Origin of the sequence: Lacisediminimonas sp. (genome assembly GCF_030645335.1) — a bacterium.
Classification (GTDB): Bacteria; Pseudomonadota; Gammaproteobacteria; order Burkholderiales; family Burkholderiaceae_D; genus Lacisediminimonas.
Genome location: NZ_JAUSNH010000192.1, coordinates 1 through 26925 on the forward strand (window position 1 = coordinate 1; position 26925 = coordinate 26925).

Here is a 26925-nt window from a genome sequence, read left to right on the forward strand (position 1 = left end):
CGACTCTGCACGCCATCGGCTTTACCCCGAACTTCCTGAATATCTGGCTCGGTGCATGGCTCGCCGCCTGGATGGTTGGCTTTCCGGCCGTGCTATTTACTGCGCCGCTGGTACGCCGGCTTGTTCATCGCATGGTGAGCGATGACTGATCTGTTCGCAGGCTACTTTCCACATCCCCCCTTATTTTTTACCGATCAGTAATTTTAACTTGACCGCAACACCCAAGGCCCTACAATATTACCGATCGGGTAATTAATGAGGCACGCATGAACAAACAAAGTGACTTGCAAAGAAAGGGACATCTCCCCGCCCCTATCCGCAACGTTGCAGAGCTTGGCAATCTGGTCGAAGCAGTCCGCAAGGGACAAGGTCTCACGCAGCTCGACGTCAGCGGCGTCACGGGCCTGGGCAACCGATTCATGGTTGACCTGGAAAAAGGCAAGCAGACGATCCAGTTGCAGAAAGTATTCAACGTGCTCGCCCAGCTCGGCCTTGAAGTGGTGATCCGGAAAAAAGGCAGCCCATGAACCAGCAAGCGCTACCGGCCAGCCTCTGGGTCTACGTGGGAGAAGGCCGCATTGGCACCCTTTATCCGACAGATCCATTGTCCTTCGAGTACGCCCACGAATGGATCCTCGCGCCAGGCGCCGTGGCCCTGCATCCGGAAATCCCGCTCTTACCGGGTCGTATCGCCACGCCCGCCCTGCATGCCTTCTTCGAGAATCTGCTCCCGGAAGGCGAGCAACGCAAGCTGATCGGCATGCGGTACCAGGTGTCATCGATCTTCGGCCTTCTCGCGAAAGTAGGCGGAGATACCGCTGGGTCAGTCGTGCTGGTCCCAGAAAACCAGCAGCCGGCCAAGGCGGTCTATCAGGATCTCACTTGGGAGCAGGTGAACGCCCTTGTCCATGCGGACGCTGCGAGCGCCAGGGAGCGTGAGGCAATTGAAGCCGCAGCGGCCGGCATGCCCGCGCCACGGATATCCATATCCGGTGCGCAGTTCAAGATGCTTCTGCTCGTCACCCCGGACGGCATGCCGCACCGTCCGATGGGAACCTCCCCCTCTACGCATATCCTGAAGCCCGACATGGTTCGACCGGATATCAAGGTGTTCGCCTCGGCAGTAAATGAAGCAATCGTGATGCGCGCGGGGGCCCTGTGCAATCTCCCCACGGCAACGGTTTCCTATCAGCCGGTCACACAAGCATGCCTGGTGCAACGTTATGATCGCGTGCCCGCCGCCGATGGAAGATTGACGCGCTTGTGGCAGGCCGACTTTTGCCAGATGCTGGGCACGCCGTCAGACGTGAAATACGAACATGACGGCGGACCAAGCTTCAAGGATTGCTACGACCTGCTCGCCATGTCGGCACAGCCGGCCGTGGACCGGCGCACGCTGCTGCGCTGGCTGTTCTTCAATCTCTACGTCGGCAATAACGACTCGCACGCCAAGAACCTCGCCCTGCTGGCAACCAGCGAAGGATTGCGGCTGGCGCCGTTCTACGACCTGATGAACACCCGGGTCTACGCCGGCCTGGGTCCTGATTTTGCCTTCTCCATCGGCAATGAGTCAGAGCCCGGAAAAATGACCGGCGCGCATTTGCTGCTGTTAGCGAAATCGATCGGCGTGGCGCCAAGATTCCTCACCAGGATCGCGACCGACATGGCCAGCCAAGTCACGGCCGCAATTGCTGCGGCAGCCAACGAGATTCTTCCCTACGTGGATTCCCGCCAGAAGACGCTTGCCCAACGGATCATCCAGCATACCGGCAGCAACGTGAAGCAGATGGCCAAGCGATTGCTGGCCGGTCCAAAGCCGATATGACGCACAGGGTCAATTGCACGGATTTCTTCGATGGCATCGAGCAGTTCTATAATCCATGCATGCCCATTCGATAATGGGGTACGTCGGTCCAATGCAGTTTCAGAATTTGAAATGCTCTTGGAAGATGTGCCAGCCGGACGGGGACGCGAGGAGACGCGCTTCCCGATGGCGATCGGACACATTCCCCGGGCTGCGCAGCCGGGGGATTTGATGCATGCAAATCGATCGCAAACCGGACCAGCACTGATGCAACGGACCAAGCCAACAATAAAATGCGAATCACACTGGAAACCATGTCAAACGACAATTTGCCGATTTACTACACCGAAGACTGGAAAGCCTGGCAGGACCCCACGTGTCCCGACTACCTGGACCCGACCAGCAATTACCTGGATCGCCATGCAAACGGTCCGCTTGCTGAAAAAACCGCCCTGATCTGCGACCAGGACCAACTTTCATATCGGGCACTGCTTGAGGAAACCTGTCGCTTTGCATCCGGGCTGGCAGCAGCCGGATGCCGGCGCGAGTCGCGCATGCTGATGTTCGGCTCCGACAGCATCGAATACATCGCTGCCTGGCTTGGCGCCGTGCGCAGCGGCATTGTTCCCGTGGTCGTGTCCGATGCCCACAAGGATCATCACCTGAAATATTTCCTGGAGGACACCGCCGCGTCGACGCTGTTCATCGACGAGGAACAATTGCCCAAGCTGGCATCGATCGCGGATCAAATTCCTGCGACGCTGGAATGCATCCTGGTGCGTGGCTCGGCTGCGGCAATCCAGGGAAAAGTCCCGGCCGCCGTCGTCGTGACAGAGATCGCCGACTTGAGGAAAAACGCGGCAACGCACTTCAAGCCCGTCTTGCGTCACCGCCATGACCTTTGCTACATGTTCTATTCAGGTGGCACCACCGGAACACCCAAGGGTGTCACGCACTTAACCCATGACCTCGAAATCGTTCCGCAACGCCACGGCGCATTCTGGATCTACGAGCAGAATGATGTCGTGCATGCGACCTCCAAAAAATCATTCACGCATGGTCTCTGGCCTGGTGTACTGATCCCCTTGTACTGGGGTGCGACTTCCGTCATTACGCGCGAACCGGTTACCGGCAGTTCACTGATCGAGCTCATCGAGCGGACCCAGCCTGACAAGCTGATTACGGTGCCCACTCTCATCAAGCTGTTGCTGGCAGAAGTCGAGGCCAGGGAGAAAAAGCCGAATTTCAGCTCGCTCAAGTTTGTTGTCGCGGCATCTGAAAAAATGGCGCCGGAATTGTTCGAGCGCTTTTATGCGGCATTCGGGATCGAGTTGATGGATTCGATCGGCAGTTCCGAAATCACTTACGAATGGATCGCCAACCGGCAAAAAGATTTTCGCCGTGGCAGCCTCGGCAAGCCGGTGTTCGGCGTGCAGATCAAGCTCACGGACGATCAGGGCAAGGACATTACCGAGCCCAACACGGTCGGTGATGTCTGGGTCAACAGCGTTACGCGATGCTTCTACTACTGGCGCAAGCTCGACCAGACCCAGAGCACCTTTCACGGCCCCTGGGTGCGCACGGGCGATCAGTTGTATTTTGACGAAGACGGCTATTTCTGGTTTGCCAGCCGCAGTGACGACGTGTTCAAGGTCAAGGGACTGTGGGTGTCGCCGACCGAAGTCGAAGCCGTGATCACCGGTCACCCGGCGGTGCTGGAAGCGGCGGTCATCGGCGTGGAGGCATCAGACGGCATGATGGTTCCGCGCGCCTTCGTGGTGCTGAGGAAACAGACGTCCGAACACGACGCGATTGCCGCGGAATTGATGGAGATGATCCGGTCAAGTATCGGCGGCTATAAAGTGCCGGACAAGATCGAATTCATGGACGCTTTGCCGCGCACACCCTTGATGAAGATCAGCCGCAAATCGTTGCGGGACGCCTTGAAGGAGTCGCTGCTGAAATGAATTGAAGGCGGCAATGGAGAAGCCGCTCCTGCAGTGCGTCACGCATTGCAGGAGCGCTACCTGGTTGATTTCGTGCAGGCTTAGAAGATACCCAGGTCTGTCAGGAACGACAGCATGGCGGCGCGGCTCTCCTCGGGCTTTTCGATCTGCAGCAGATGGCCGGTGCCGCTGACCGCTTCATACAGATAGCCCTGCTCTTGCGCCAGCGCCTGGTTGGCGCGCGCAGTAGGGCTTTTCTTTGCTTCCGGGTCGGCGCCGATCAGCTTGACCGGACCGCCAAAGGCAGAGGCGGCAGGCCACAGGTCGAGCGTCAGTGCGGCCAGGTAAATCGCTGCTTCCAGCTCCGGCTGGCAAACCAGTTTCATCGTGCCGTCGGGCAGCTGGCGCAGCACCGATTGCGCCATGTCGTCCGCCGCCTGCGGCACCCAACTGCTCGATGCACGCGCCTCCCGATAGGCGTCGGCGAGCGCATCGACCGAGGCAAAGGTGTCTGGCCGGTTGGCTGAAAATTCCACCAGCCTCAGCTCGAAACCGCGCATCAGTTCATACACCGGATGCCCGCGCGGTGGCACGCTGGGCGGGTCGAACAGGACCAGTGCATCCCAAATCCAGCCGTTTTCTACCGCCTGCTTCATGGCGGCGCGCGCTGTCATCGAATGGAATACGCCCACCGTGGTTTTTTCGCCCCACTGTTTGGCGACCGCATCGCGCACGGTGCCAAGATCGGCCGCCATCTGCTTGTAATTGTGGCCGTCGGCGCCAGTCGGGGCGTTCTGGCCGTGATTGCGCATGTCGAACAAGACCACGTCGTACTTGTCCAGCAAGGGTTCCCAGAATACGCGGTAACCGTCGATGGCAAAGCCGTTGCCGTGGCTGATGATCAGGCGCGGTTTGCTACTGTTGCCGTGCCGCCGCACGGCGATTTCCGCGCCATCCGACATGCGGGCGGTAAAGCTTTCGGAGGGGACAAGCGGTGTTCTCGGTGTTGATGTGTTCATGATTTTTGAATTGAATTGATGCGCCCTTGCACGACGCATTCGGAAATTATGCTTTTGCTGCGAATTTCAGTTTCAGCGGAAGATTCGAGCGAATCCGCATTGTATTGTGGACGACGCGCGTTGGCTCGCCGGCCAGCTCGATGGACTCGATACGCTTGGCCAGTTCGGTGAACAGGACTTCCTTTTCAAGCCGGGAAAGCATTTGACCGACGCAGCCGTGGATATTGGTGCCAAACGCGAGCTGTCCATGGGCAATACGATTGATATCGAAGACGTCGGGATTATCCCATTTCCTTGGATCGCGGTTGGCGGAGCCGATCGATAGCATGATCTTCTGCTTTGCGGCGATCGGGGCGCCGGCAATCGTCGTCTCTTCCGTTGAGGTCCGGCAGAAATGGTGCCACGGCGTTTCATAACGCAGGCCTTCTTCCACCGCTTGCCTGGCCAATGCCGGATTGGCGCGCAGCTTCTGCCACTCGCCAGGGAATTGTGTGAAGGCATACAGGATATTGGTGATGGCGGTGATCGTGGTGTCCACACCCGCTGAAAGGAAAGACCGGACCAGCATCAGCGCTTCGTCCTGCGGCAGCTCGCCGGCATCGGCCGCCTGGTAGACCAGTTCGCCCATCCCGTTCTTCGACAGCCGGTCGCGTTCGCAGCACGACATGATCCAGCTGATGACGGGTTCGGCGTCTTTCACCGAATCCTCGAAAATTTTATTGTGGATGCCAAAAGCGTTGAACACCATGAGGCCGTACTTCAGCATGTTTTCCCGCCCCTCCGGCGACACGCCAATCGCATCTGGAAACACCTTCAGGATATAGGCCTCGGACAGGTCCTTCGCACCGTTCACGATCTCCTTTTCCATCAGGCGATCGATCAGGGCCCGCGCCTCTTGCTCGAAACCCTCGCGCAGTTTCCGGATGTTGGCCGGCGACAGTACCCGCCCCATCACCTGGCGACGCTTGGTATGCTCGGGCGGGTCCGCCTCCAGCAACAGGCTGGGCGCTCGCCAGGGCTTTTCGAAATAGTAGTTGGTCAGCCCCAGGCCCTTGCTTGAACAGAAGGTTTTGGGGTTGCTGAGGACCGCATGAACCTCTTCGTACCGGGTCAGGAACCAGACATTGTATTTATTGAGCCAGACCACCGACCCCAGGTTCCGGAGCTGCTCATGGGCGGCGAACGGATCCATGATGTACTCAAGGGAAAATGGGTCGACATCCGACATGGGAAGTCCGGATTGGGCGGCGATTGCTGACTGCATTGAATGTCTCCTGCAAGGCTTGTGGCAATCATAAAGGGTAGCCAACGCAATTTGCTAAGTCAAGAAGCTTCTATTAGAAGCTAATCGGCAGCATTCGACGTTGCTGCGAATGCTTGTTCGTGTTGTGTCCTGCGGACCCGCCCTTGCGTCGCTGCGAACTCCTGCGCACTTCGTGCGTCGAATAAAGCGTGCTCGGTTTGTCCTCGTTCAAAGGAGGTCGCAATGCGCATTTCGTCTGTATATCCCATCCTTGGCGCCCTGCTGTTTGCCTACGCACAGGCCGGCGCTGCACAAGGTGCATCGGTGAAAATCACCGCCCCCGGAAGCGGCGCCAGGATCGACGCCATGGACCAGGCCAAGGTGACGTATGAAGTCGTTCCAGGCCCCAAGGGCGACCATACCCACCTCTACGTGGACGGCCGCGAAGTGGCCGTCCTGCGGCAGCTCAAAGGCAGCTACGAACTGGCGCCCATGGCGCCTGGGCCACACGACATCTGCATCAAGGTCGTCAATAAGGCCCACACCCCGATCGGCGTCGAGGCCTGCGTCAAGGTAACCGTCAGCTAGCCATCATGGATCTGCAAAACCTGGGTTATGCGGCAATTCAGGTAGTGCACAATTTCGGCGCCGTTGCCGTGGTCGGCAGCGCTGTTGGCGCAGTGTGGATGAAGCCGGCGTCCATGCGTATGCGCCGCGGACTGTCATGGACAATGCTGGTGGGATGGGCCGCGCAAGCTGCCAGCGGCGGCGCCTTCGGCGGCCTCAGCTGGCTGTATTACGGTCGCTTCCCGGATATCCACGGTCTCGCCATCGCCGCGCTGCTGGTCAAGATCGCCTGTACGGCGACGGGCTTGCTGTTGGCCGCAGCCTTTCTTTATCGTGGCGAGCGCTGGAGCGAGCAAGCGCAGCAAGCGAGCTGGCGCGCTCTGGCTACGCTCGCTGCAACAGCGCTCACGGCCGCTGCCTTCTTGCGCTGGTTTTCCTGATGCCAATGGAGGCTGGCCGGATGCGTGCGATGGTACTATCCGCCCACCCCCACATTGCCCCCGCCGCCACCAACCAGATGAAAGTCCCGAAACGTCTCCAGCCCCTGATCGATGAGGGCTTGGTGGACACTGTCATGCGCCAGCTCATGAGCGGCAAGGAAGCCACGGTCTATGTCGTGCGCTGCGGCGACGATGTGCGCTGCGCCAAGGTCTACAAGGAAGCCAGCCAGCGCAGCTTCCGGCAGGCGGCGTCCTACCAGGAAGGACGCAAGGTAAAAAACAGCCGCCTGGCGCGGGCGATGGAAAAAGGAACCCGTTACGGCCGCAAGATGCAGGAGGAAGTCTGGCAGAACGCCGAAGTCGATGCGCTCTACCGGTTGGCCGCTGCCGGCGTGCGGGTGCCGGTGCCGTATATCTGCTTCGAAGGCGTGCTGCTGATGGAGCTCGTCACCGATGGCGCCGGCAACGCCGCGCCACGCCTGAACGACGTCGAGCTCAGCCCCGAACAGGCGCGCGCCTTCCATGCGCAGTTGCTGCACGAAGTCGTGCTGATGCTGTGCGCTGGCATCATCCACGGCGACCTGTCGGAATTCAATATCCTGGTCGACGCCAGCGGCCCGGTCATCATCGACCTGCCTCAGGCGATCGACGCGGCCGGCAATACCGAAGCCGGCGCCATGCTGGAGCGCGATGTCGCCAACCTGAATGCCTGCCTGGGCCGTTTTGCGCCCGAGCTTTTGCACAACCAGTACGGCCGGGAAATCTGGGCGCTGTACAGTGCCGGATTATTGCGCCCCGAAACGGTGCTGACCGGCCAGGTTGCGCCGGAAACGCGGCCGGCCGACGTCGGTGCGGTGCTGCGCGAAATAGACATCGCACGGCAGGAAGAACAAGAGCGGCTGCAGCGTTTGCATCAGGACTGAGTGCTCGCGCAATGGCTTGGGAGCGGCAGCGACAGTTGACCGATGGAAATATTTCTGCGAACTTATTGGCATCCATCATCCGTCGTGCGACCACGCAACATGAGATTGCACGCATCAAACCAGGAGACAGTCCCAATGAAAGTAGTATCCCGCCTGCTCGTCACGCTGTTGTTCGGCATCACGGCATCGACCGCCGCACTTGCGCAATCCAATGCACCTGCCGAAGCGGCTTATCCGTCCAGGACCATTCGCATCATCAATCCCTATTCTGTCGGCGGCCCGACCGATACGCTGGCGCGCATCGTTGGCACTGGTCTCACTGCGCGCTGGGGACAAGCGGCGTTTGCCGATTCGAAGGCGGGTGCAGGCGGCGGCATAGGCATGGAGCTGGCAGCCCGCGCACCGGGGGACGGCTACACGCTGGTGGTCGCGCCAACCGGACCGCTGGTCATCAACAAGCATATTTTCTCGGACTTGCGTTACGACACGGCCAATGACTTCGCGCCGATCTCGATGCTGAGCAGCATCGACAATGTGCTGCTCGTCAGCAACGACCTGCCAGCACACAACCTGAAGGAACTGGTTGCCTATGCCAAGGCCAACCCGACCAAGATCAGCTACGGGTCGCCCGGCGTTGGCACGCAGCCGCACCTGGCGTCCGAGATGCTCAAGCGCGCAACCGGGATCCAGATGATCCATTCGCCGTACAAGGGAACCACCGAGGCACTGACTGCGTTAATGGGAAACCAGATCACCATGCTGCTCGGGCAGCAATCGTCAGTGGCTCAATTGATCCTGTCCGGTAAGGTACGCGCAATCGGCATTGCCAGCAGCAAGCGCTCGCCGGTATTGCCGTCGGTACCCACGCTGCAGGAACAAGGCCTGACCGGCTTTGAATCCGCATCCGTTTATGCACTGCTCGCGCCAAAATCAACACCGGCGCCGATCATCGAGAAGCTGTCCAATGAAGTGCAGGCGATCCTGAAGGACAGCGCGACGCGCAAGCGCATCGCCGACATGGGCATGGATGTTGTCGGCGGCACGTCGGCCGAGCTGGCCTCGTTCATGCGGTCCGAATCCGCACGCTACGAGAAAATCGTCAAGGAAGAGAACCTCAAGGCACGCTAGGCAATCCGCAAAATCCAGCCCTCGCCCCGGCCGCAGCGGGGCGGCTGGATTTGCAGGTCATGACGGTATGCCGTGCGCGTATGCCGTGAACGTTTTCAGGACGCCAATTCACTCTGCGCCGGGCACCCGGGAACGCTTGCGCTTGTGCAGGTACATTTTCCTGTCGGCGTGCAGCAGAAGCTGCTCGGCGTCTGTGCCATCCCCCGGATAGATCGCGATACCAACGCTAGCGTCCAATGCGACAGCCGGCCCGTTGGCGACCATTTTCCGGCTGAGGGCCGACTTGATCTTTTCGACTATCGCGTTGGCGCCATCGGCGTCACGCACGTCCTCTAGCAGGACGACGAACTCATCGCCCCCTACCCTGGACACCGTGTCGGCTTCACGCAGACAGCCCTGCAATCGTGCCGCCACCTCCTGCAGGAACACGTCGCCCGCCGCATGCCCGAAGGAGTCATTGACGAGCTTGAAATCGTCGATATCCACGTACAACAATGCCAGCGTACTCTGGTTCCGGCGAGCCCTGGCCAATGCAGACCTGATCCGGTCATACAGCAGCCTGCGGTTAGGCAGGCCGGTGAGCTCGTCATATCGCGCCGCCCTGATCAGCTCTGCATGCAGTTGCTTGCGCTCGATCGCCGTCGCGATCTGCGCGGAAATGAAGTGCAGGAACTCGGCGTCCACACTGGAATAGGCTTCACGATTGCTCAGCATGAGCACGCCAACGCTCTTGTTGCTCGTGACCAGGGGCAAGGCCATGCGGCATGTCGTTTCGCTCGTCCTTGACTCGGCCGCCAGCTGGATCGGCTTGCCCAGGCCCAGGACTTCGGTGCAGCAACGACTCGCGGAAGGATCCTGCAGCACATCCCAGTCACCCGTCTGGTACGGAAAATCGAGCCGTCCCGTCTCCGAATCCACCACGGCGACAGCAAATCCGGTGAGTGGAATCAGCTCGGCCACGATTCTGTAAATGTCCCTGGAGAGCGCTGACACGTCAGCGGCGTTCTGCGCCGCCTCGGAAATCGCGTAAGTCGCTGACTGCCTCGCTTCTGCAAGCTTGCGTTGCGTGACGTCACGCGCCACGCCGATGCGCATCTGGTCGGCCTCGGACCAGCGTGCGGACCACATGATGTGCACCAGGCGCCCATCTTTGTGTACATAGCGGTTTTCGAAACCGATCCTTGGATGACCTGCCATCACCAGCTTCGATTCCGCCAGCGTTTTTTCCCGGTCCTCCGGATACAGGAATTCGATCATGGAACGGCCGATCATCTCAACCGGGGCATAGCCGAAGATGCGTTCGCTTGCAGCCGTGATGTGGACCAGTCGTCCTTGCGCATCGACTAAAAGTACCGCGTCGAGCAGGAGATCGACAAAATCAGGATGCACGTCGCTGGGCTCTATTTGCATCCGGTAAGAATACCATCAGCCGTAGCGGACGCGAACATCGAACGCACCGGTGCATCAGCAAGGAACGCCACTGGTGTAGGGAATAAACGTCACGGGGAATTGCGCGGCGACGAGATCGATTTTCTGGCGCAATCCATACCCCTGGTCCAAATTCTGCCTCATGCTTGACTCAATTAATTGCTGTAAGGCAATTAATTGAGTCTGACTGAAAAGATCATGTCCTGCAAGACAAAGTCTCCCGGATTTGGCCCGCGCAGGCAGTTATGTCGCTCCTGAAAAGATACACCTTGCCGGTTCATGTCAAACACGGTCAGCCGGGTCACCACTTTTGGCGCGACCGGAAAGCCAGGCGCATAACAGTTTGGCAATCTCCTGCGACATCTCGAGTCTGACGATTTTCGGGCTACAATCCTCCCGCCGCAGGCTTACGCCCGAATCACGCCGACGAGGCGGTGAGGACGAAAGACTGCATGTGCCTGTGATGTACCAATGCAGTTCCGGAATCTGAAACCTGGCATTTCCACCCGAACTCCCCGCGCCTGTCCAAACCCCTGTGCCAGCTCAAACCATATTCAAAAACTTACGCATCCAGTGGGGGAGCCTGATTTTTGTATTGCTTGCCGTGGGCAGCTACATCGTCTGGACCTTGCTGGCTGAACGCCAGGCCATTTACCAGAACGAGCGTGATCGCCTGACGATCCAGGCGCGCGTGATTGCAGAAAACCTGGCGCGTCAGCTAGAGGCAGCGTCCTCGGCGCTCACGTCGGTGAGCCGGGACCTTGAATTCATCCAGGCCCAGAAGTACGGACAGCAGGACATGTTGAACCGCCGCCTGCAATCCCTCAGTGATGTCATGCCGGGTGTGCGCACCATGACGGTCATGGATCCCTCGGGAACTGTGATCGCCAGCAACCGGACAGAGCTTGTGGGACTCAATCTGTCAGCCCGGGAATATGTGCGCAGAGTGCTGCAACAAACGGACCCTGAAGTGCTCCACATTACGCCGCCATTCAAGACCATCCTGGGCGTTTTTTCAATCAACCTGTTGCGGGTGAAAGTCAATGCACAAGGCCAATTGACAAACGTCGTGACCGCGACGATCGACCCGGATTTTTTCAACATCCTGCTGGACTCGGTACGCTACGCGCCCGACATGTGGACCGCACTTGCCCACGGTGATGGCCGGCTCATCATCCATTTGCCGCAGCGTCCGGAGCTGCTTGGGGCAGACTTGAACAAGCCGGGCAGCCTGTTTCGCCGCCACATGGAGAGCGGCCGGCGTGGCACCTTGCTGGAGGGCCGCCTGACCACCACCGGTGACGACACCATGATGGCCCAGCGCACCATCGATCCGAAGGCCTTGAAAATGCACCGGCCCCTGGTGGTTGCCGTGGCGCGCAAGCCGTCCGCCATTTTTGAAAATTGGCGGCGCGAGGCCTTGGCGACGATGGCGCTATGGGCGTTGCTGGCCTTGATTTCCGCGGCCGGCCTGCGCTACTACCAGAGGCATCAGCGCATATTGCTCGGATTGGTCATGGAGCAAGAGAAGGCGCGCCGGGCGGCCGAGGAAGAGATCAAGAAACTGGCATTCTACGACCCGCTGACCAACCTGCCCAATCGCCGCCTGCTGCTTGACCGCTTGCTGCAATTACAGGCTGCCAGCTTCCGTCACCAGCGTCATAGCGCCTTGCTGTTCATGGATCTGGACAACTTCAAGTCGCTGAACGACACGCATGGCCACAACTATGGCGATTTGCTGCTTAAACAGGTGGCCCAGCGCCTTGTCAGTTGTGTACGTGAAGAGGACACCGTCGCCCGGCTGGGCGGCGATGAGTTCGTCGTCATGCTCTGTGAACTCGATGCCCAACGGGCAGAGGCCGACAAGCAGGCACAAGTCATCTGCCGTAAGATACTTCAGGTCGTCAGCCAGGACTATGTCTTTGACGACTTCACCCACCACTGCAATGTCAGCATCGGCATTACCCTGTTTGGTCATCAGCCGGAACCGGAGGATGACATCCTCAAGCGCGCCGACCGGGCCATGTATCTGGCCAAGGCAGCGGGAGGCAGCGCCTTCCGGATGTCGCACGAGTACGAGTACGAGTCCGCAACCGGCTAGCGCCGCGTCGCTTGACTTGGCATTGGCCGGCCCCGGCCCCACCGCAATCGATAGCAGACAAGCAAGCGAGAAATCCATGTCAACCGAATCAAAGTGCCCGTTCCCGGGCCATGCCGAAAAGCGTCCGTTCAGCGCTGGCCCAAGCAATGCAAGCTGGTGGCCAGAACAACTGAACCTGAAGGTCCTGCACCAGCACTCTGCGCTGTCCAATCCGATGGGCGAATCGTTCAATTACGCCGAGGAATTCAAGAGCCTGGACCTCGATGCCGTAATCACGGACCTGCGCGCATTGATGACGGATTCGCAGCACTGGTGGCCGGCGGACTATGGCCATTACGGTCCGTTCTTCATCCGCATGGCCTGGCACAGCGCAGGCACCTACCGCATCTCGGACGGCCGTGGCGGCGCGGGCGGCGGTGCGCAGCGATTTGCGCCGCTCAACAGTTGGCCTGACAACGGCAACCTGGACAAGGCGCGCCGCCTGCTGTGGCCGATCAAGCAAAAGTACGGCAGGAAGATTTCCTGGGCCGACCTGATCGTCCTTGCCGGCAATGTCTCCCTGGAATCGATGGGATTCAAGACCTTCGGCTTTGCCGGTGGGCGCGAGGACATCTGGGAGCCCGGCGAGGACATTTACTGGGGCCCTGAAGGGAAGTGGCTGGATGACCAGCGCTACAGCGGCGAGCGTGAACTCGCGAACCCGCTGGCGGCGGTGCAGATGGGCCTGATCTACGTGAACCCGGAAGGCCCCAATGGCAATCCCGATCCGGTGGGGTCGGCGCGCGATATCCGCGAGACCTTCGCTCGCATGGCGATGAATGACGAAGAAACGGTTGCGCTGATCGCCGGCGGACATACCTTTGGCAAATGCCACGGCGCTGCCGATCCGGGCAAATATGTCGGTCCGGAACCCGAGGGCGCAGGCATTGAAGAGCAAGGCCTCGGCTGGAAAAACACCTTCGGCAGCGGCAAGGGCGTGCACACCATCACCAGCGGTGTCGAGGGCGCGTGGACCACCAACCCGATCCAGTGGGACAACGACTACCTGGACATCCTGTTCAAATATGAGTGGGTGCTGACCAAGAGTCCGGCCGGCGCCCACCAGTGGACGCCCGGCGATGCATCGGCAGCGGGCACGGTGCCCGATGCCCATGATCCGTCAATACGGCATGCCCCCATGATGACCACGGCGGACCTGGCCTTGAGGATGGATCCTGCCTATGAAAAGATTGCCCGCCGCTTGCGCGAAAATCCGCAGGAATTCGCAGACGCATTCGCCCGCGCCTGGTACAAGCTGACGCACCGCGACATGGGGCCACTGGCGCGCTATCTGGGCCCGCTGGTACCCAAGGAAGAGCTGCTGTGGCAGGACCCGGTTCCAGCGCTGGATCACGCATTGATAGACGAACAGGACATTGCCGCGCTGAAGGCCACGGTGCTCGCATCCGGTCTTTCCATTTCCCAACTGGTGACGACGGCCTGGGCCAGCGCCGCAACCTTCCGCGGCAGCGACAAGCGGGGTGGTGCGAACGGCGCACGACTTCGCCTGGCGCCGCAAAAGGATTGGGCAGTCAATCAACCGGCTGAACTGGCCAAGGTTCTGCAGACGCTGGAAGCGGTCCGGCAGACTTTCAACAACGCGCAAGCAGGCGGAAAGAACGTATCGCTGGCGGACCTGATCGTGCTGGCCGGTTGCGCAGCAGTCGAAGCAGCGGCGCAGAAGGCCGGCCATGCGGTGACGGTGCCCTTCTCGCCCGGGCGAACCGATGCGTCGCAAGAGCAGACCGATGTCGACGCGTTTGCCGTACTGGAACCGCGCGCGGACGGCTTTCGCAACTACATCGGCCAGGGGCTGGAAGAATCGGCGGCTGCGCTGCTGGTGGACAGGGCGCAATTGATGGGCCTGACGGCTCCCGAAATGACGGTCCTGGTGGGCGGCATGCGCGCCCTGGATGCAAACTTCGGGCAATCCGCACATGGCGTATTCACCGATCGGCCCGGGACACTCTGCAATGACTTCTTCGTCAACCTGCTCGACATGGGCGCGAAGTGGCAAAAGTCCGCCACTTCTGCAGGCGTGCTGGAGGGGCGCGATCGGACAAGCGGCGAGATCAAGTGGACCGGTACCGTGGTGGACCTCGTCTTTGGTTCGAACTCCCAGCTGCGGGCGCTGGCGGAAGTCTATGCGTGCAGCGATGCGCAGCCGGCATTCGTGCGCGACTTTGTGGCGGCCTGGAACAAAGTGATGAACCTTGATCGCTACGACCTTGCATGATCCCGTGGCATCAGTCTTGACGGGTTTGCAAGACATTGCCCCGACGCGGTACCGGCTGATCCGGGCCCGCGTCGGGGCTGGCCCCATTTGCAGTTACCAATCCGTACGAAAGCATTGCGTTCGCAGCGTCAAGCTTGCTTCAACGGCTCCGCTGGCCCGGTGGCACCGTAACCCGCGTCCTCCCCGCCCACGCAGGACTCGCCTTCGAGCTCAACGTCAACAGTGACATGTCCGAAGGTGCGGCGATCGAGCAGGTTCCGTACAAGCGTCTTGGCTTCGACCACTTCCTCGCGCGTGGCATCACGCTGCATCACCAGATGGGTGGTCAGCACATGCATCTCGCCGTCCACCGTCCAGCTATGCGTATGGTGCACCGACATCACTTTCGGATGCAGCAGGACTTCACGCTCGAATGCCTCGATGTCGAACGTGTCAGGCACCCGCTGTATGAACACATCAAAGACCTTGCGCAGGTTGCGGAACACGTTCCATAAAATGAAAACAGCGATGCCAATCGAAAGCAGCGGATCGATCAGCGGCAGATCCCACAGCGCCATGACGCTTGCGCCTATCAGCACCGCCAGCCAGCCCAGGGTGTCTTCAATAAGATGCCAGGTGACGACTTTTTCGGTCAGCGACGATCCGCGGCGGACCTTCAGGACTGCCGCGCCATTGAATATCACGCCGACCACCGCCAGGGCGATCATCCCTGGCGCATTCACCGGTTGCGGGTCAAGCAGCCTGGCTACTGCATGCCACACGACAAACGCCAGGCCGGCGACCAGGATGATGCCGGTGATCAGTCCGCCCAGCAGCGCATAGCGCCGGTAGCCATAGGTATCCGTTGCCGTGCGGCCGCGGCTTGAAAGCCGGTTGAAGTGCCATGCAAGCCCCAGCGAAATGGAATCCCCGAGATCATGCACCGCATCGCTCAGGATGGCGATGCTGTTGGTCCAGAATCCGCCGATAATCTCGATGATCGTGAAGCCCAGGTTGAGCAGGAAAGCCGTCCTCAGGTTTTCATTGCTGCCGTGCGCATGGTCGTGCGCGTGGCTGTGATGTTCACTCATCGTCGTCTTTGTTGCGATACCAGGGTTTGAGGCGATCAAGCGAAATTTCCGTCCATCCATGGAACTCGCCTGTCTGGTTCAGTGTATACCCGTCAGGCCAACAGGCCGCTGCCATTGGAAGACGTCCTGAATCATATACTCTCCGCATCACTCTCCCGCACCACCGGCAGGTTCTTCAACAGCAAGGGCAAGCTCAGCTGGTAGCCTTGTCCACGCAAGGCCCTGATGGTCAATCCCTGACTGGCATGAACGTCGAGCTTGCTGCGCAGGCGACTGATCAGTACTTCGATGCGCGCCTTGTTGACTTTTTCCGGCTGGGCGTCATCGCCGAGCAGGGCGATCAGCCGGTCATGCTCGACGCACTGACCGGTGAGCGCCATTTCGCGCAGCAGGACGACCTCGGCCCTGGTCAGTACGATCTGCTCGCCGGCTGGCGATTGCAGTGCCATCGCGCTGACGTCAAGCTGCCAGTTCGGCGCCGCGCCAGGCGCCTTGATGCGTACCAAGAGGTTGTTCAGCACCGCAATCAATTCGTCCGGCCGCGTCGGCTTGGTCAGGAATACGTCGGCGCCAGCCGCATACCCGTCAAGCCGGTCGACGCTCCTCACCCGCGCGGTCAGGATCACGATGCCGATATGCGGCAGCGCGCTGCGGATGCGCCGGGTAATGCTGATCCCCTCTTCCTCCGGCAGGTTGAGGTCGAGGATCAGGATATCGGCACAGCCGCTGGCCAACGCCAGGTTGAGCTCGCTACCGCAGTCCACGCCGCGCACGGCATAGCCTTCATCAGTCAGGAAGAGGGCCAGCTCATTGCGCAGCGCCTCATTGTCCTCGACCAGTATTACCGAAGCCTTGCTGCCCCTGCTCATGCGCGCTCCATACGAAAATTGAATGCGACCCTTGACTGCTCGCCAGTGAAATGGATTCGGGAGCCCATCTGTGTGGCGACCGACTGCGACAGCCACAAGCCGAGTCCGGCGCCGGCCTGGCCGCGCGCGCCGTCAGCACGGTAGTAGCGCGAAAAAAGTTGGGCCGGATCGGGCCGGCCCGCACGGCCGACCTGGTTGGACACGGTCAGGTTGATGCTGCCGGCGTCGCCCTCCGGCGCGCCGTCGACCGTCAGTTCGACGGTGCTGTCGGGAGGCGAATATTTCAGTGCATTTCCAAGCAGGTTCAACAGGATCATCCTGAAATAATGGGGATCGGCTAGCAGTTCGATGCCGGCGGGTACCGTAATCCGTATCCGGTTTGCGTCGAGGGACCGGACCAGGTCGTCCAGCGTTGCGGCCAGCGCGAAGCGGCTTTTTTTCATGGGCATCAGGCCCAGCGCCATCTGGTCGGCCTGCACGCAGCGCTCGACAATCGCGTTCAGGTCATCAACGGCGCGCTGGATGTTGACAATGCGCGCTGACTGTTCGCGGTCGTTTTGCAGGCGTCTGCCAAGCGAAGTTGCCGCAAGCTGGATCACAGAAAGCGGATTCTTGAACTCGTGCAGCAGCATCATCATCAGCCGCTCCATGACTTCTCGGATCGACTTTTCATGTGCCGCCCGCTGCCGGGACTCCATCTCGCCCAGCATCGAGTGCCCGAGCGCCTCCTGCTGCCTGATGTTGATCAGCCACATCAATGCGATGAGCGTGGCCATCATGGTGGCCGAGCGGAATGCCAGCATGTTGACGATCCATTCCGATGGTTGCAGCAGCCCCAGCAGATACAGGCTCACGCGCAGGGAGTTCAGCATGCTCAGGATCAGCAGCGATGCGACCAGCCAGCGGCCGCTGCGGCGGCGCCTGAACACGATTACCGTGATGGGGATGGAAATGACGCTCACCAAGGCCATTGCGAGAACACCGAGGAAAAGGATGGCCTGCCGGTCGACGAGGAATAAAAGCGGCAACAGCGGTGCGTATAGGCCAAGGATTACCCTGAAGGTCCTGCGCCCCCAGGCGGGCATTCCCATTGCATCGAGCAGGGAGCCCAATATCAGGATGGTCAGGAAGCCATTCGCGACAATCAGGAAATTCCCCACCGCCGGGGTACCGAACACTTGTGTATAGCGTTGGTAATCCTGCAGGAATCCGAACGCGTTCAGGTAGGTTAGCCCCAGCACGACAATATGCAATATCGAATAAAGGTGCAGACGCTCACGGTTGGTCAGCATCATTAACAGCATGACGCCGAGCGAAAAAACAAAACAGCCAAGGAAGATGCCCAGCACCAGGGATCGATCAATTTCGTCTTCTTTCAGATCGCTGTACGCCATCAGCGACAGCGATATCAGCATTGAACCGTTCGACTGCACCCGCAGGTAAAGCGGCGTCCGGTCCGGCTGATGGTCGATCCAGTTCAACCGGCGCGACAGCTTGACGCTGCGGCCATCGGGGTAATACAGCCTGACGTCGTCAAGCGTAGCGGGCAGCACGCTGAGCACCAGGTCTTGCTGCGGGCCGGAATCGTCAAACGTGAAACGGACCCAGATCGCGGATCGCGTATACCCCAGGCTCAGAACTTTTCCGGCCGGCGAAAACGTGCCCTGCCGCACTTGCTCCAGTGTCATGTCACCGCGCGGATCCTCCAGCCAGGAACTCTCCCGGATCAGGTCGGCGGCCAGTGTGTTGGAACAAAACAGCGAAAAAACAATGGCGAAAAAGCATTGCGAAAGCTTTTCAATCGCGGCTTGGGACAGGCTCCGAAGCCTCGTTGTACTGCCTGAAACGGCCATTTTTATTATCTGCAAGCTTGTGCAAGGTTCCGAAATATAACTCCAATAAGATTGCGCCACATCAACATTTTTCGGCAACATCAAAATCATTTTTTCCTTGCAACGAAAGCGACAGATTTATCTGCGCGATATGTCTGGTTCGGCCCCGAGCTTGCGGCCAACCATACCGCCATGCCAATGGAATGCCATTTCCAGCGTCCGAGGTGCGCCGGACCAACTATTTGTGAAATTCAATCGCGCAAGAAATTTGCATTTCCATTGATCCGAATTTCTACTCAAAAAGTCCTTGTCTCTCTAGAAAGCCACTGTCTGTGAAAAGCATGAAACCGGCTCCCAAAAGGCGTCTGCAAGTCCTCGTTACCTACCTCGCCCTGAGCGTTGCAAGCCAATCCATTGCCCCGGCTTTTGCACAGCAGCCCCTCCCGAAGAACCCGCAAACGGGAACCAGGCTCAATCCTGCGGCCATGCCTTTCCCAGCCTTTGCCGCACCTGCTTCGGCTGCCCCCGTCGGCTTGCCTGCCAACGCCGGTAGCCCGGGCAATATCGTCAATGCCGCGGCAATGCGGGCCGAGTCGCGGCTGATTCCCTTGCCGCGCATGCCGGACGACCAGATCGGCGACCTGATCAGCGACATCGCCCTCGAGCTTGAAATGCGAATGGGCTATCGCCGGGTACAGGACGACCAGAAAATGTTTCCGCTGCCCGATCGCGCGGTGTCGCCATTCATGGTCTCGCGCAAGACCGCAGGCAAGACCGACTACATCCGTATGGGCTACCTGACGATCCCGCGTCGCGGACCGCAGTTGGTCGTCAGTGGCGGCAGCATGGCCAACGGTGTGCTGGGCCCCAACGCCGACATCGGCACAGCCGAATTCGAGCCGCTGGTGCGCCGCGTGATGGAAGAGACTTTCCGGGTGCGCAGCAAGCTGTCACTGAGCGGCTTGCAGGCCAACCTGATCAACCTTTCCTATATCGACGCCGACAGTGCCCTGTTCGCGCTGCGCGCGATGGGCTATTCCGCAGTGATGGAAGAACTGCCCCTGGCAGATGACGACTCGTTTCGCGGGCGCGATGTGCCGCTGTTGAAGGGCAGCCGTTTTTCCGAGCCCGGCTTTGGCACCACGATCAACCCGTCCCAGACTGTCACCTTGGCAGGACCCGACGGCGAGTGGGTGCCGGGCATCGCAGCAGGGGCCGGCGCCGGTTTGCCGCTGGCGGGCGGCTTGCCCGCAGCTTCCGGCATGATGCCCCTGCCCGGCTTTCCCGCTGCGCCAGGCAATCTCGCACCGCGTGGCTTGCCGCGTACCTCCGCATCCTCGGACGACTCGGATTTGCCGGGCGGATCGTCGATGCCCCCCATGGGCTCGTCAAGCAGCGCAGGTTCGATGGCGCCAATGGGCGGTACCGGCAGCCTGATTCCGCTGCCGCCGATGGGCGGCGCAACTGGCGGTCTTGGGGGTGCGTTCAATGGCGGCTTAGGCAGCAATCTGGGCAGCAATCTGGGTGGCAGCCTGGGCGGCAGCATGGGCGGCGGCCTGGGCGGCATGGGTTCGCCGACCCCTGCCAAGCCTGCAATGGCCAAAGTGCCGAGCTCGATCGACTACGATCGCCTTCCCCTGATCTTCAAGATGCCTACGCCCGACCCGCGCAATGTCGGCCTGGTCGGCTCCGCACCGAAAGAAGGTGATTCCTCGTTCGGCGGCAGCGCTTCCGCAGCGGCCAATTCGCTGGGGGTGAGCATGATTCCCAGTGCCGCCACACCGCTGGCGCCGACAGTGTCGTCCAGCACCACGCAGTTGCTGGTGCTGACCCATCCGGACAGTCCGGAGCAGTTCCACAAAGTCAAGCGCGTGCTGGAGGATCTGATCGACAAACCGGCGCGGCAAGTGTTCGTCGAAGGCCTGGTGCTGGAAGTCAGCAAGCAAGCCATCGAGGAACTGGGTATCCAGTGGAACCTGCGCAACGCCACGGCCGCAGTACAACTGGGCACGCTGGTACAACTGACGCCGAATGCCGGCCAGACGGCGCTGGACATCCTGAAAAACTCGGCCGCTTCGGATGCATCGCAGTTCATTGCCCGCATCAATGCGCTGGTCGACCGCAACAAGGCAGAAATCCTGTCACGCCCAAGCGTGCTGACGCTGGACAACCGGCAAGCGACGATACGGGTCGGCACCGACATACCAATTGCCACCAGCAAGGATGCCAGTTCCGGCGCCGCCAGCGGTCGGGTCGCCTTCTCGTTCCAGTACCTGCCAACCGGCATCCTGTTGAACGTGCGTCCGCGCATCAACCAGGAGGGCCGGGAAATCAGCATGCTGATCGACGCCACCGTGTCGGCCACCGTACCGGGACAGGACTTGCGGGTGATCGATCCGACCACCAACGTGACGCTGGCATCGGCGCCGTCGATTTCCACCCGCCGGGTGCAGACCTATGCGCGCATTCCCAACAACACGCCCCTGATCATCGGCGGCCTGGTGTCGCGCGACCAGACCAAGCAGGAAGACAAGGTGCCGGGCCTGGGCGACATTCCCTACCTCGGTCGCCTGTTCGGGTACGAGAGCAACAAGGATGCGCGCCGTGAAGTGATCATCGTGCTCACGCCATCCATCGTGACCGAGGAATTCCGCGCCACCAAGCCGCAGTTGCCCAAGGATGACGACCGCTTCGACATGGCGGACATGACCCTGTTCCGCGAGGCCTACCGGATCCGCGCAGAAGACCTCATCGACAGCCAGTTCATTCGCTTCAACCGGCGCTTGCTGACTTACCGCTCGATCGCCAACCAGGTGATGGCGCGTAATCCGGCATTGGAAAAATCTGAAACCTTTGCCAGGTTCCAGGGCACCAAAGTTCCGGGCGAGTTCATTTTCGTATCGGGCATGATGGCGCGCATGCTGTCGCGCCTGAAGGCTGGCGAGAACGTCAATATCGACAAGCTGATGTTCTTCGAAGGCACCGAGGGCGCCCAGTTCTCGCGCGAATCGGTGGGCGGAATCATGCGCCGCCTGGGCGATGGCAAGACGGCCGAAAGCTTCTTCAAGAAAAATCCGAACAAGGCGCTGACGCTGCGTTTCAGCTTCGCTCGCGCCTCCACCCGTACCGGGCAGTGGGCGACCGAGCCGCTGGCCGAGGTGAAAGTCGTGGATTGCGCGGACCGACAAACCTGGAAGCAACTGCTGTGGGACATGAACCAGCCAGTCGATGGTGATCAGAAACACTACACCATCGTCATCCACGACGAGTCGGACCTGGAGCGACTCAAGACTGCGGTGGCGCTGAAGAACACCATCCTGAATAACGGCAACGAGCGCGGCACCGTGTTCGACAACTTCCTGCCGGGCCGCATGGTCTCGATGCAGCAGGTCAGCCCGGACTGGGAGCGCACGATGGAAGGAACAATCGGCCGCTACTTCTACTTCAGCGAACTGTTCTACCCGGCGTTTGCCGACACCCTGGAACGATCCATTCGCGAGCTCGACGTCGCTTTGCGCCTGCCGGAAATGGCGAAATACCTCAATGGCATCAACTTGCCATCGAATGCTCCCTGAAAACCCATTGAAATCCGCGTTCCGATGGCTGGACTGACCACCAAATTGACGATACCGGTAGTGCTGATCGCCACCATGGCGATCGGCCTGACCGCATTCCTCAATCTCGGCAAATTCGATCGCACCCTGGGCGAACTGGAAACATCGCGCGCGCGCTTTACGATCAATGAAATCCACGCCACGCTCGAGATGGGGCTGGCGCTGGGCCTGCCATTGCGCGGCATCGCCAATGCGCAGGGCGTGGTCGAGTACGAGATCCAGCGCAATCCCGCGATCGTGGCCATCGTGGTGCATGACGAGCAAGGCGGGATTGTGTTCCATGCCGGCTTTCCGATGGAAGGGGACAATGTACCGGCCAGCTGGCGCCCCCATATCGCCGGCAAGGGCGCCAAAAGCTGGTCGCTGCGGGAGAACGACGAACAAATCATCGGCGCTGGCTTGACCAGCGTGATCGGCGCGCCGGTGGGCGGCGTCGTGCTGCGCTACTCGCTGCGCGACCATGACCGGATCGTGGCTGAAGTCGGCGCCTACCTGCGGAAAACCGCCGGCATCGGCATGCTGCTGACGGCGCTGGCGGCGATCGCCGGCATCAGCCTGCTGATCCGCAATACCACCGGCCGGCTCAAGCGCATCGAACGCTCGCTGGCGTCCGGCGCCCCCGCTGGCGAGAGTTCGGAATCCACGACGCTGGCCAAGGATGTCGTGGTGACGTCGCAAGCGGCGCTGCGCGAGCTGTCGGACGGACACGCTGCACTGTCCGGAAACGCCGCTTCGACGGAGACACGCTGATGCGCGAACTGGTCATTGTCCCGATCCGCCGGCTGTTTGGCTTCACGCTGCTGGTCCTGCTGCTGTCGCAAGCCCTGGTCTCCTGGTTTGCCTGGTCGACGATCGAAGAGAAAATCCGTCCCGAACTCGATCTCAAGGCAAAGGCGGTGTCGATTTCACTCGGCGAAAAAGTCAAGCGTGCGCTGGAATACGGCATTCCGTTCGACCGCCTGAATGGCGTAGAGGCGTTCTTCGACGACGTCCTGCGCGACAACACCGACCTCGGTTTCATCGCCCTCACCGACACCGCGGGCAATGTCCTGTTTGCGTCCGGCGTGTCGGCTGCCCGCTTGCAGGCTGCAATCGGCAAGACGCCAAAGGAAGAAGCCGGCAAGCCCGTCACGCTGCATGTCGCCGCAGGTCCCGGCGGCGGCGACAATCGCGTCTTCTACGATACCCGAAGCCCGTTCGAACACCAGGCCAGGACGCTGGGCGTGATCCACGTCGGCGTCGACCAGGCCTTCGTGACCGCACGCATCAGCGGCTTGCGCTATGACATCGGCATCGTCTTGCTGACCAGCATGCTGATCGCTTTCGAGATCCTGTTGTTCATCGTTTCCCTGAACTACCTGGAGCCAATGCGGCAGGTGGCGGAAATGATGGCGCGCATGGCCAGGGGCGACTTCAGCAACAAGGCTGTGGTCAGCGTGAAGGAGTCGATCGGATCGCTGGCCGAGCGTCTGAACGGCATCGGCGACAGGGTCAACCAGGGATTCCATGAACTGGTGCATGCCGCACCTGCGCGCAATGGCGCCGGCCAGTCCGGCGACAACCGACATGACACCCACCGCAGCTTGCTGCAGCAGCTTCGTGCTCGCTATGTGTTCGCCGAAGGCGGCATCGCAGGCAGTTTGGTGCAGCAACGGGTGGTAACGATCCGCATCCTGACTTTCCTGTTCATGTTCGCCGAGATGCTGTCGCGCTCCTTCCTGCCGATCTATGTCGGCAGCCTGCCGGATCCGGGACTGGGCCTGTCCCCGGACCTGGTCGCCAGCCTGCCCATTACGGCCAACCTGTTGTGCGTGGCGCTGAGCCTGCCGTTCGCGGGCCGTTGGTCCGACCAGCTTGGCCGCCGCAGCAGTTATGTGCTGGGGGCGGCGGTGCTGATGATTGGACTGATCACGGCCGGCATCGGCGGCCATTTCCTGCTGCTGCTTTTGGGACGCATGGTGTCGGGTGTCGGTTACGCCATCCTGTACATGGCCTGCCAGGGCTATGTGGTCGACAACACCACGACGACCAATCGCAGCCAGGGCATGGCGGCCTTCGTGTCGGCCATCATGGTGGCGGAAATCTGCGCACCGGCGGTGGGCGGCATCCTTGCCGATCGCATCGGCTACCAGATGGTGTTCATCCTGGGCGCCGTGACTGCCGTGCTGGCCAGCCTGCTGGCCGTGCGCACGCTGGACGACCGCAGCGCCAGGCGCGCTGGCGCGCCGCAGCCGGCCGGCGCTTCATCGCTGGGCCTTTTGCTGCGCAATCATCGCTTCATCGCAGTGTCCGTGCTGGCCGGCGTGCCAGCCAAGCTGCTGCTGTCGGGTTTCCTGATCTACCTGGTGCCTGTGATCCTGACCGGCATGCAGGCCACGCCGGCGGAGATCGGCCGCTACGCAATGATCTATGGCGTGCTGACCTTGTCACTGGGCCCGCTGTTCGCGCGCCTGGCCGACCGCCTCGACGCCCACGTCTGGGCCGTGGCAGCCGGCGGACTGATCTCGGGCGCGGGCTTGCTGGCGATCCTGTTCGACACCGCTACCTGGCCGGTCCTGGCCGGCATCACAGCCCTGGGCATCGGACAGGCGCTGAGCATCTCGGCTCAACTCGGCCTGGTCACCCGCGTCACACAGCAAGAAATGGATACCACGAGTGCTTCCTCGGTGCTGGGCGTGTATCGCTTGATCGAGCGGCTGGGCGGCGCGCTCGGCCCTATCCTGGCTGGCACCCTGGTCGCGTTCTATGGCGCAGCCCGCTCGATGGCGGTGCTGGGCGGCTTCGCCGTCGTCACCGCCCTTTTGTTCCTGCTGGTGTTTGCGCTGGGCAAACGCAAGTCCGATAGCCGCGGCCACGCTTTGGAAGGAGGCCCGGCATGATGTCGCGCGCATCCCGGCGGCGCGATCTGATGATGGCCGGCCTGTCCGGGCTGGCGCTGGGCAGCCTGCCCGCGCTGGCAGCGACACCGAGCGGGTCATCGCGTCCATTTCGCATCTTCATGATCCTGCATCGTGGCGAGACCGAGGTCGAAAGGGGATTCAAGGCGTACTTCGAGCATCGCAAGATCCCGCTGGAGCTGACCATTCGCGACATCGCGCAGGATCCGACCAAGGTGCCCGGCTTCGTTGCCGAGGCCAAAGCCATGAAGCCCGACCTGATCTACAGCTGGGGCACCCCGGTCACGCTGGGCGTTGTCGGCAAACTGGACGCAATCGATCCGGCCCGGCACGTGACCGACATTCCGGTGGTGTTCACCATGGTCGCCAATCCGCTGGGGGCAAAGCTGGTGGCGCAGCGCACCTCGTCCGGCCGCAACATCACCGGCGCGTCGCATGTGGTGCCGCTCGACCAGCAGCTGGCCGCGATCCGGGCCTATCGCCCGCTCAAGGATCTTGGCGTACTGTTCAATCCCGGCGAACCCAGTTCGGTGCAGGTCGTGAAGGACTTGCGCGAGGCCGCCAGGCGCGACCGCTTTATCCTCAAAGAATTCGCAGTGCCGCTGGATGCGCAGAAAAAACCGCTGGAATCGGCCTTGCCGCAACTGATCGCACAAATCGCCCGCGCCCGGCCGCAATTCCTCTACCTCGGACCCGACAGCTTCATCGGCGCCCAGCGCAAGGTGATCACCGAGACCGCGCTGGCCCAGGGCCTGTCGACCTTCGCCGCCACTGAAGTGATGCTGCGCGACGGACGCGCCCTGTTCGGCCTGGTGTCGGGCTATGAGAATCTCGGCCGCCTGACGGCGTACAAGGCAGAGCAGATCCTGGTGCAGAAGAAGCGCCCGCAGGACATTCCGATCGAGACGCTCGCGCGTTTCTCCTACATCGTGAACATGAGCGTGGCCACGCAGCTGGATGCGCATCCGCCACTGAAGGTCGTCAACTTCGCGGAGATCATACGATGAAGATCCCGGTGCCGGAAATCGCGCTGGAATGGCGCTCGCTGCTGCCCCACGAGGCAGGCATTGCGCACCAACTGCACCTGCGCGCGATTCGCAGCATGGACAGCAAACTGGTGCGGCAAGATGGACTCGACCAATTTGTTGATCATGTGGGCCGGCTGGGCCACACCGTCGGCTGTTTCGCACCCGGACAGCAGATGGTGGCGTATGGCGTGCTCAGCCTGTGTTCCGATACCGTCACGCAAATGGCGCAGTTGCTGGCGGTGCCGCAACAAGACCTTGATCGATTTGCCGTGCTCGATGGCGCGGCGGTGGCGCCGGAGTGGCGCGACCGCCAACTGCACCACAGCCTGATCCGCGAGCGGATGGCGCTGGCACAGGCCTGCCAACGCTCCTTGCTCGCGGTGACTGCGGCGCCCAACAACACCCCCAGCCTGCGCGCATTGCTGGGCGAAGGCTTCAGCATTGCCGCTTTCGCTTTCGTCTACGGCGGTTCGGCCAGGCTGGTGCTGACCCGCGACTTGCGTGTGCGCCTGTTGCCGGCGGCATCCGGCCGCAATGTCGAACTGGACGACTTTTCGGGCCACGAGTCGGCGCTGGCAGCCGGCCTGCGCGGCGTACGTTACGACGAGCGCGATGGCCGGCCGAGCTTGCATTACGCCCCCTGCGAAGCGGTCCAATACCAGCCGCTTTGGCTGCACGACCGAGGGGCCCCTGCGCCAAAAACACACTGACGTCTTTCACTTTTCGCGGAACAGCTGCTGC

Annotated in this window: 21 protein-coding genes; 15 read left to right on the top strand and 6 right to left on the bottom strand. The window is 61.0% G+C overall.

Annotated elements, in window-relative coordinates; all coding sequences use genetic code 11:
• Nucleotides 1-14 precede the first annotated feature (14 nt).
• The 4 genes from Q7T64_RS18145 to Q7T64_RS13455 all read left to right on the top strand — a co-directional run bounded on the left by Q7T64_RS18145 (nucleotide 15) and on the right by Q7T64_RS13455 (nucleotide 3771).
• Nucleotides 15-149 carry a DUF2798 domain-containing protein gene (locus Q7T64_RS18145; protein ID WP_370653327.1) on the top strand — a complete coding sequence of 45 codons (135 nt, stop codon included), beginning with the start codon at nucleotides 15-17 and terminating at the stop codon, nucleotides 147-149.
• Between the two features lie 117 nt (nucleotides 150-266).
• Nucleotides 267-527 carry a transcriptional regulator gene (locus Q7T64_RS13445; protein ID WP_304796602.1) on the top strand — a complete coding sequence of 87 codons (261 nt, stop codon included), beginning with the start codon at nucleotides 267-269 and terminating at the stop codon, nucleotides 525-527.
• Nucleotides 524-1825, top strand: a complete 1302-nt coding sequence (locus Q7T64_RS13450) for a type II toxin-antitoxin system HipA family toxin (RefSeq protein ID WP_304796605.1) — start codon at nucleotides 524-526, stop codon at nucleotides 1823-1825. Before Q7T64_RS13445 ends, Q7T64_RS13450 begins: the two co-directional genes overlap by 4 nt.
• A gap of 293 nt (nucleotides 1826-2118) precedes the next feature.
• Nucleotides 2119-3771, top strand: a complete 1653-nt coding sequence (locus tag Q7T64_RS13455; RefSeq protein WP_304796608.1) for a benzoate-CoA ligase family protein — start codon at nucleotides 2119-2121, stop codon at nucleotides 3769-3771.
• 80 nt (nucleotides 3772-3851) lie between these two features.
• Here Q7T64_RS13455 and Q7T64_RS13460 read toward each other — a convergent pair whose 3' ends face one another.
• Nucleotides 3852-4769 (bottom strand): alpha/beta fold hydrolase, encoded by a 918-nt coding sequence (locus Q7T64_RS13460; RefSeq protein WP_304796612.1) that lies wholly within the window; start codon nucleotides 4767-4769, stop codon nucleotides 3852-3854.
• A gap of 46 nt (nucleotides 4770-4815) precedes the next feature.
• Nucleotides 4816-6033 (bottom strand): cytochrome P450, encoded by a 1218-nt coding sequence (locus Q7T64_RS13465; RefSeq protein WP_304796616.1) that lies wholly within the window; start codon nucleotides 6031-6033, stop codon nucleotides 4816-4818.
• Between the two features lie 222 nt (nucleotides 6034-6255).
• On the opposite strand from Q7T64_RS13465, the gene Q7T64_RS13470 reads away from it, so the two are divergent.
• The 4 genes from Q7T64_RS13470 (at nucleotide 6256) to Q7T64_RS13485 (ending at nucleotide 9070) form a co-directional block, all read left to right on the top strand.
• Nucleotides 6256-6600 (top strand): hypothetical protein, encoded by a 345-nt coding sequence (locus tag Q7T64_RS13470; RefSeq protein ID WP_304796619.1) that lies wholly within the window; start codon nucleotides 6256-6258, stop codon nucleotides 6598-6600.
• A gap of 5 nt (nucleotides 6601-6605) precedes the next feature.
• Complete coding sequence (locus Q7T64_RS13475) at nucleotides 6606-7019, top strand: hypothetical protein (RefSeq protein WP_304796622.1); 414 nt, start codon at nucleotides 6606-6608, stop codon at nucleotides 7017-7019.
• 77 nt (nucleotides 7020-7096) lie between these two features.
• Nucleotides 7097-7942 carry a PA4780 family RIO1-like protein kinase gene (locus tag Q7T64_RS13480; RefSeq protein ID WP_304796625.1) on the top strand — a complete coding sequence of 282 codons (846 nt, stop codon included), beginning with the start codon at nucleotides 7097-7099 and terminating at the stop codon, nucleotides 7940-7942.
• Between the two features lie 135 nt (nucleotides 7943-8077).
• On the top strand, nucleotides 8078-9070 hold the full coding sequence (locus tag Q7T64_RS13485) for a tripartite tricarboxylate transporter substrate binding protein (RefSeq protein ID WP_304796627.1): 993 nt from the start codon (nucleotides 8078-8080) through the stop codon (nucleotides 9068-9070).
• A 108-nt stretch (nucleotides 9071-9178) separates the two neighbouring features.
• On the opposite strand, the gene Q7T64_RS13490 is transcribed toward Q7T64_RS13485, so the two are convergent.
• Nucleotides 9179-10480: a diguanylate cyclase domain-containing protein gene (locus Q7T64_RS13490; protein WP_304796630.1), complete on the bottom strand. Its 1302-nt coding sequence runs from the start codon at nucleotides 10478-10480 to the stop codon at nucleotides 9179-9181.
• Nucleotides 10481-11102: 622 nt separating this feature from the next.
• Between Q7T64_RS13490 and Q7T64_RS13495 the strand changes: the two genes are divergently transcribed.
• Together Q7T64_RS13495 and katG are read left to right on the top strand one after the other, a co-directional pair.
• Nucleotides 11103-12599, top strand: a complete 1497-nt coding sequence (locus Q7T64_RS13495; RefSeq protein ID WP_304796634.1) for a sensor domain-containing diguanylate cyclase — start codon at nucleotides 11103-11105, stop codon at nucleotides 12597-12599.
• 76 nt (nucleotides 12600-12675) lie between these two features.
• Nucleotides 12676-14874, top strand: coding sequence for a catalase/peroxidase HPI (katG, locus tag Q7T64_RS13500; RefSeq protein ID WP_304796638.1), 2199 nt, complete (start codon nucleotides 12676-12678; stop codon nucleotides 14872-14874).
• A gap of 128 nt (nucleotides 14875-15002) precedes the next feature.
• Here the strand turns inward: katG and Q7T64_RS13505 are convergent, their stop codons facing one another.
• The 3 genes from Q7T64_RS13505 to Q7T64_RS13515 form a co-directional block, all read right to left on the bottom strand.
• On the bottom strand, nucleotides 15003-15944 hold the full coding sequence (locus Q7T64_RS13505) for a cation diffusion facilitator family transporter (RefSeq protein WP_304796642.1): 942 nt from the start codon (nucleotides 15942-15944) through the stop codon (nucleotides 15003-15005).
• Nucleotides 15945-16075: 131 nt separating this feature from the next.
• Nucleotides 16076-16813 (bottom strand): response regulator transcription factor, encoded by a 738-nt coding sequence (locus Q7T64_RS13510; protein ID WP_304796646.1) that lies wholly within the window; start codon nucleotides 16811-16813, stop codon nucleotides 16076-16078.
• Entirely contained in the window at nucleotides 16810-18666 is a 1857-nt protein-coding gene (locus Q7T64_RS13515; protein ID WP_304796649.1) for a 7TM-DISM domain-containing protein, read from the bottom strand. Before Q7T64_RS13515 ends, Q7T64_RS13510 begins: the two co-directional genes overlap by 4 nt.
• A 464-nt stretch (nucleotides 18667-19130) precedes the next feature.
• Here Q7T64_RS13515 and Q7T64_RS13520 point away from each other — a divergent pair, with 464 nt between their 5' ends.
• The 5 genes from Q7T64_RS13520 to Q7T64_RS13540 are packed head-to-tail and all read left to right on the top strand — an operon-like array spanning nucleotide 19131 to nucleotide 26894.
• On the top strand, nucleotides 19131-22220 hold the full coding sequence (locus Q7T64_RS13520) for a type II secretion system protein GspD (protein WP_304796652.1): 3090 nt from the start codon (nucleotides 19131-19133) through the stop codon (nucleotides 22218-22220).
• A gap of 24 nt (nucleotides 22221-22244) precedes the next feature.
• Nucleotides 22245-23009, top strand: a complete 765-nt coding sequence (locus Q7T64_RS13525) for a hypothetical protein (protein WP_304796656.1) — start codon at nucleotides 22245-22247, stop codon at nucleotides 23007-23009.
• Nucleotides 23009-25138: an MFS transporter gene (locus Q7T64_RS13530; RefSeq protein WP_304796660.1), complete on the top strand. Its 2130-nt coding sequence runs from the start codon at nucleotides 23009-23011 to the stop codon at nucleotides 25136-25138. The genes Q7T64_RS13525 and Q7T64_RS13530 overlap by 1 nt, the downstream gene beginning before the upstream one ends.
• Entirely contained in the window at nucleotides 25135-26163 is a 1029-nt protein-coding gene (locus tag Q7T64_RS13535; protein ID WP_304796662.1) for an ABC transporter substrate-binding protein, read from the top strand. Before Q7T64_RS13530 ends, Q7T64_RS13535 begins: the two co-directional genes overlap by 4 nt.
• Nucleotides 26160-26894: a hypothetical protein gene (locus Q7T64_RS13540; protein WP_304796665.1), complete on the top strand. Its 735-nt coding sequence runs from the start codon at nucleotides 26160-26162 to the stop codon at nucleotides 26892-26894. Before Q7T64_RS13535 ends, Q7T64_RS13540 begins: the two co-directional genes overlap by 4 nt.
• Nucleotides 26895-26925 lie beyond the last annotated feature (31 nt).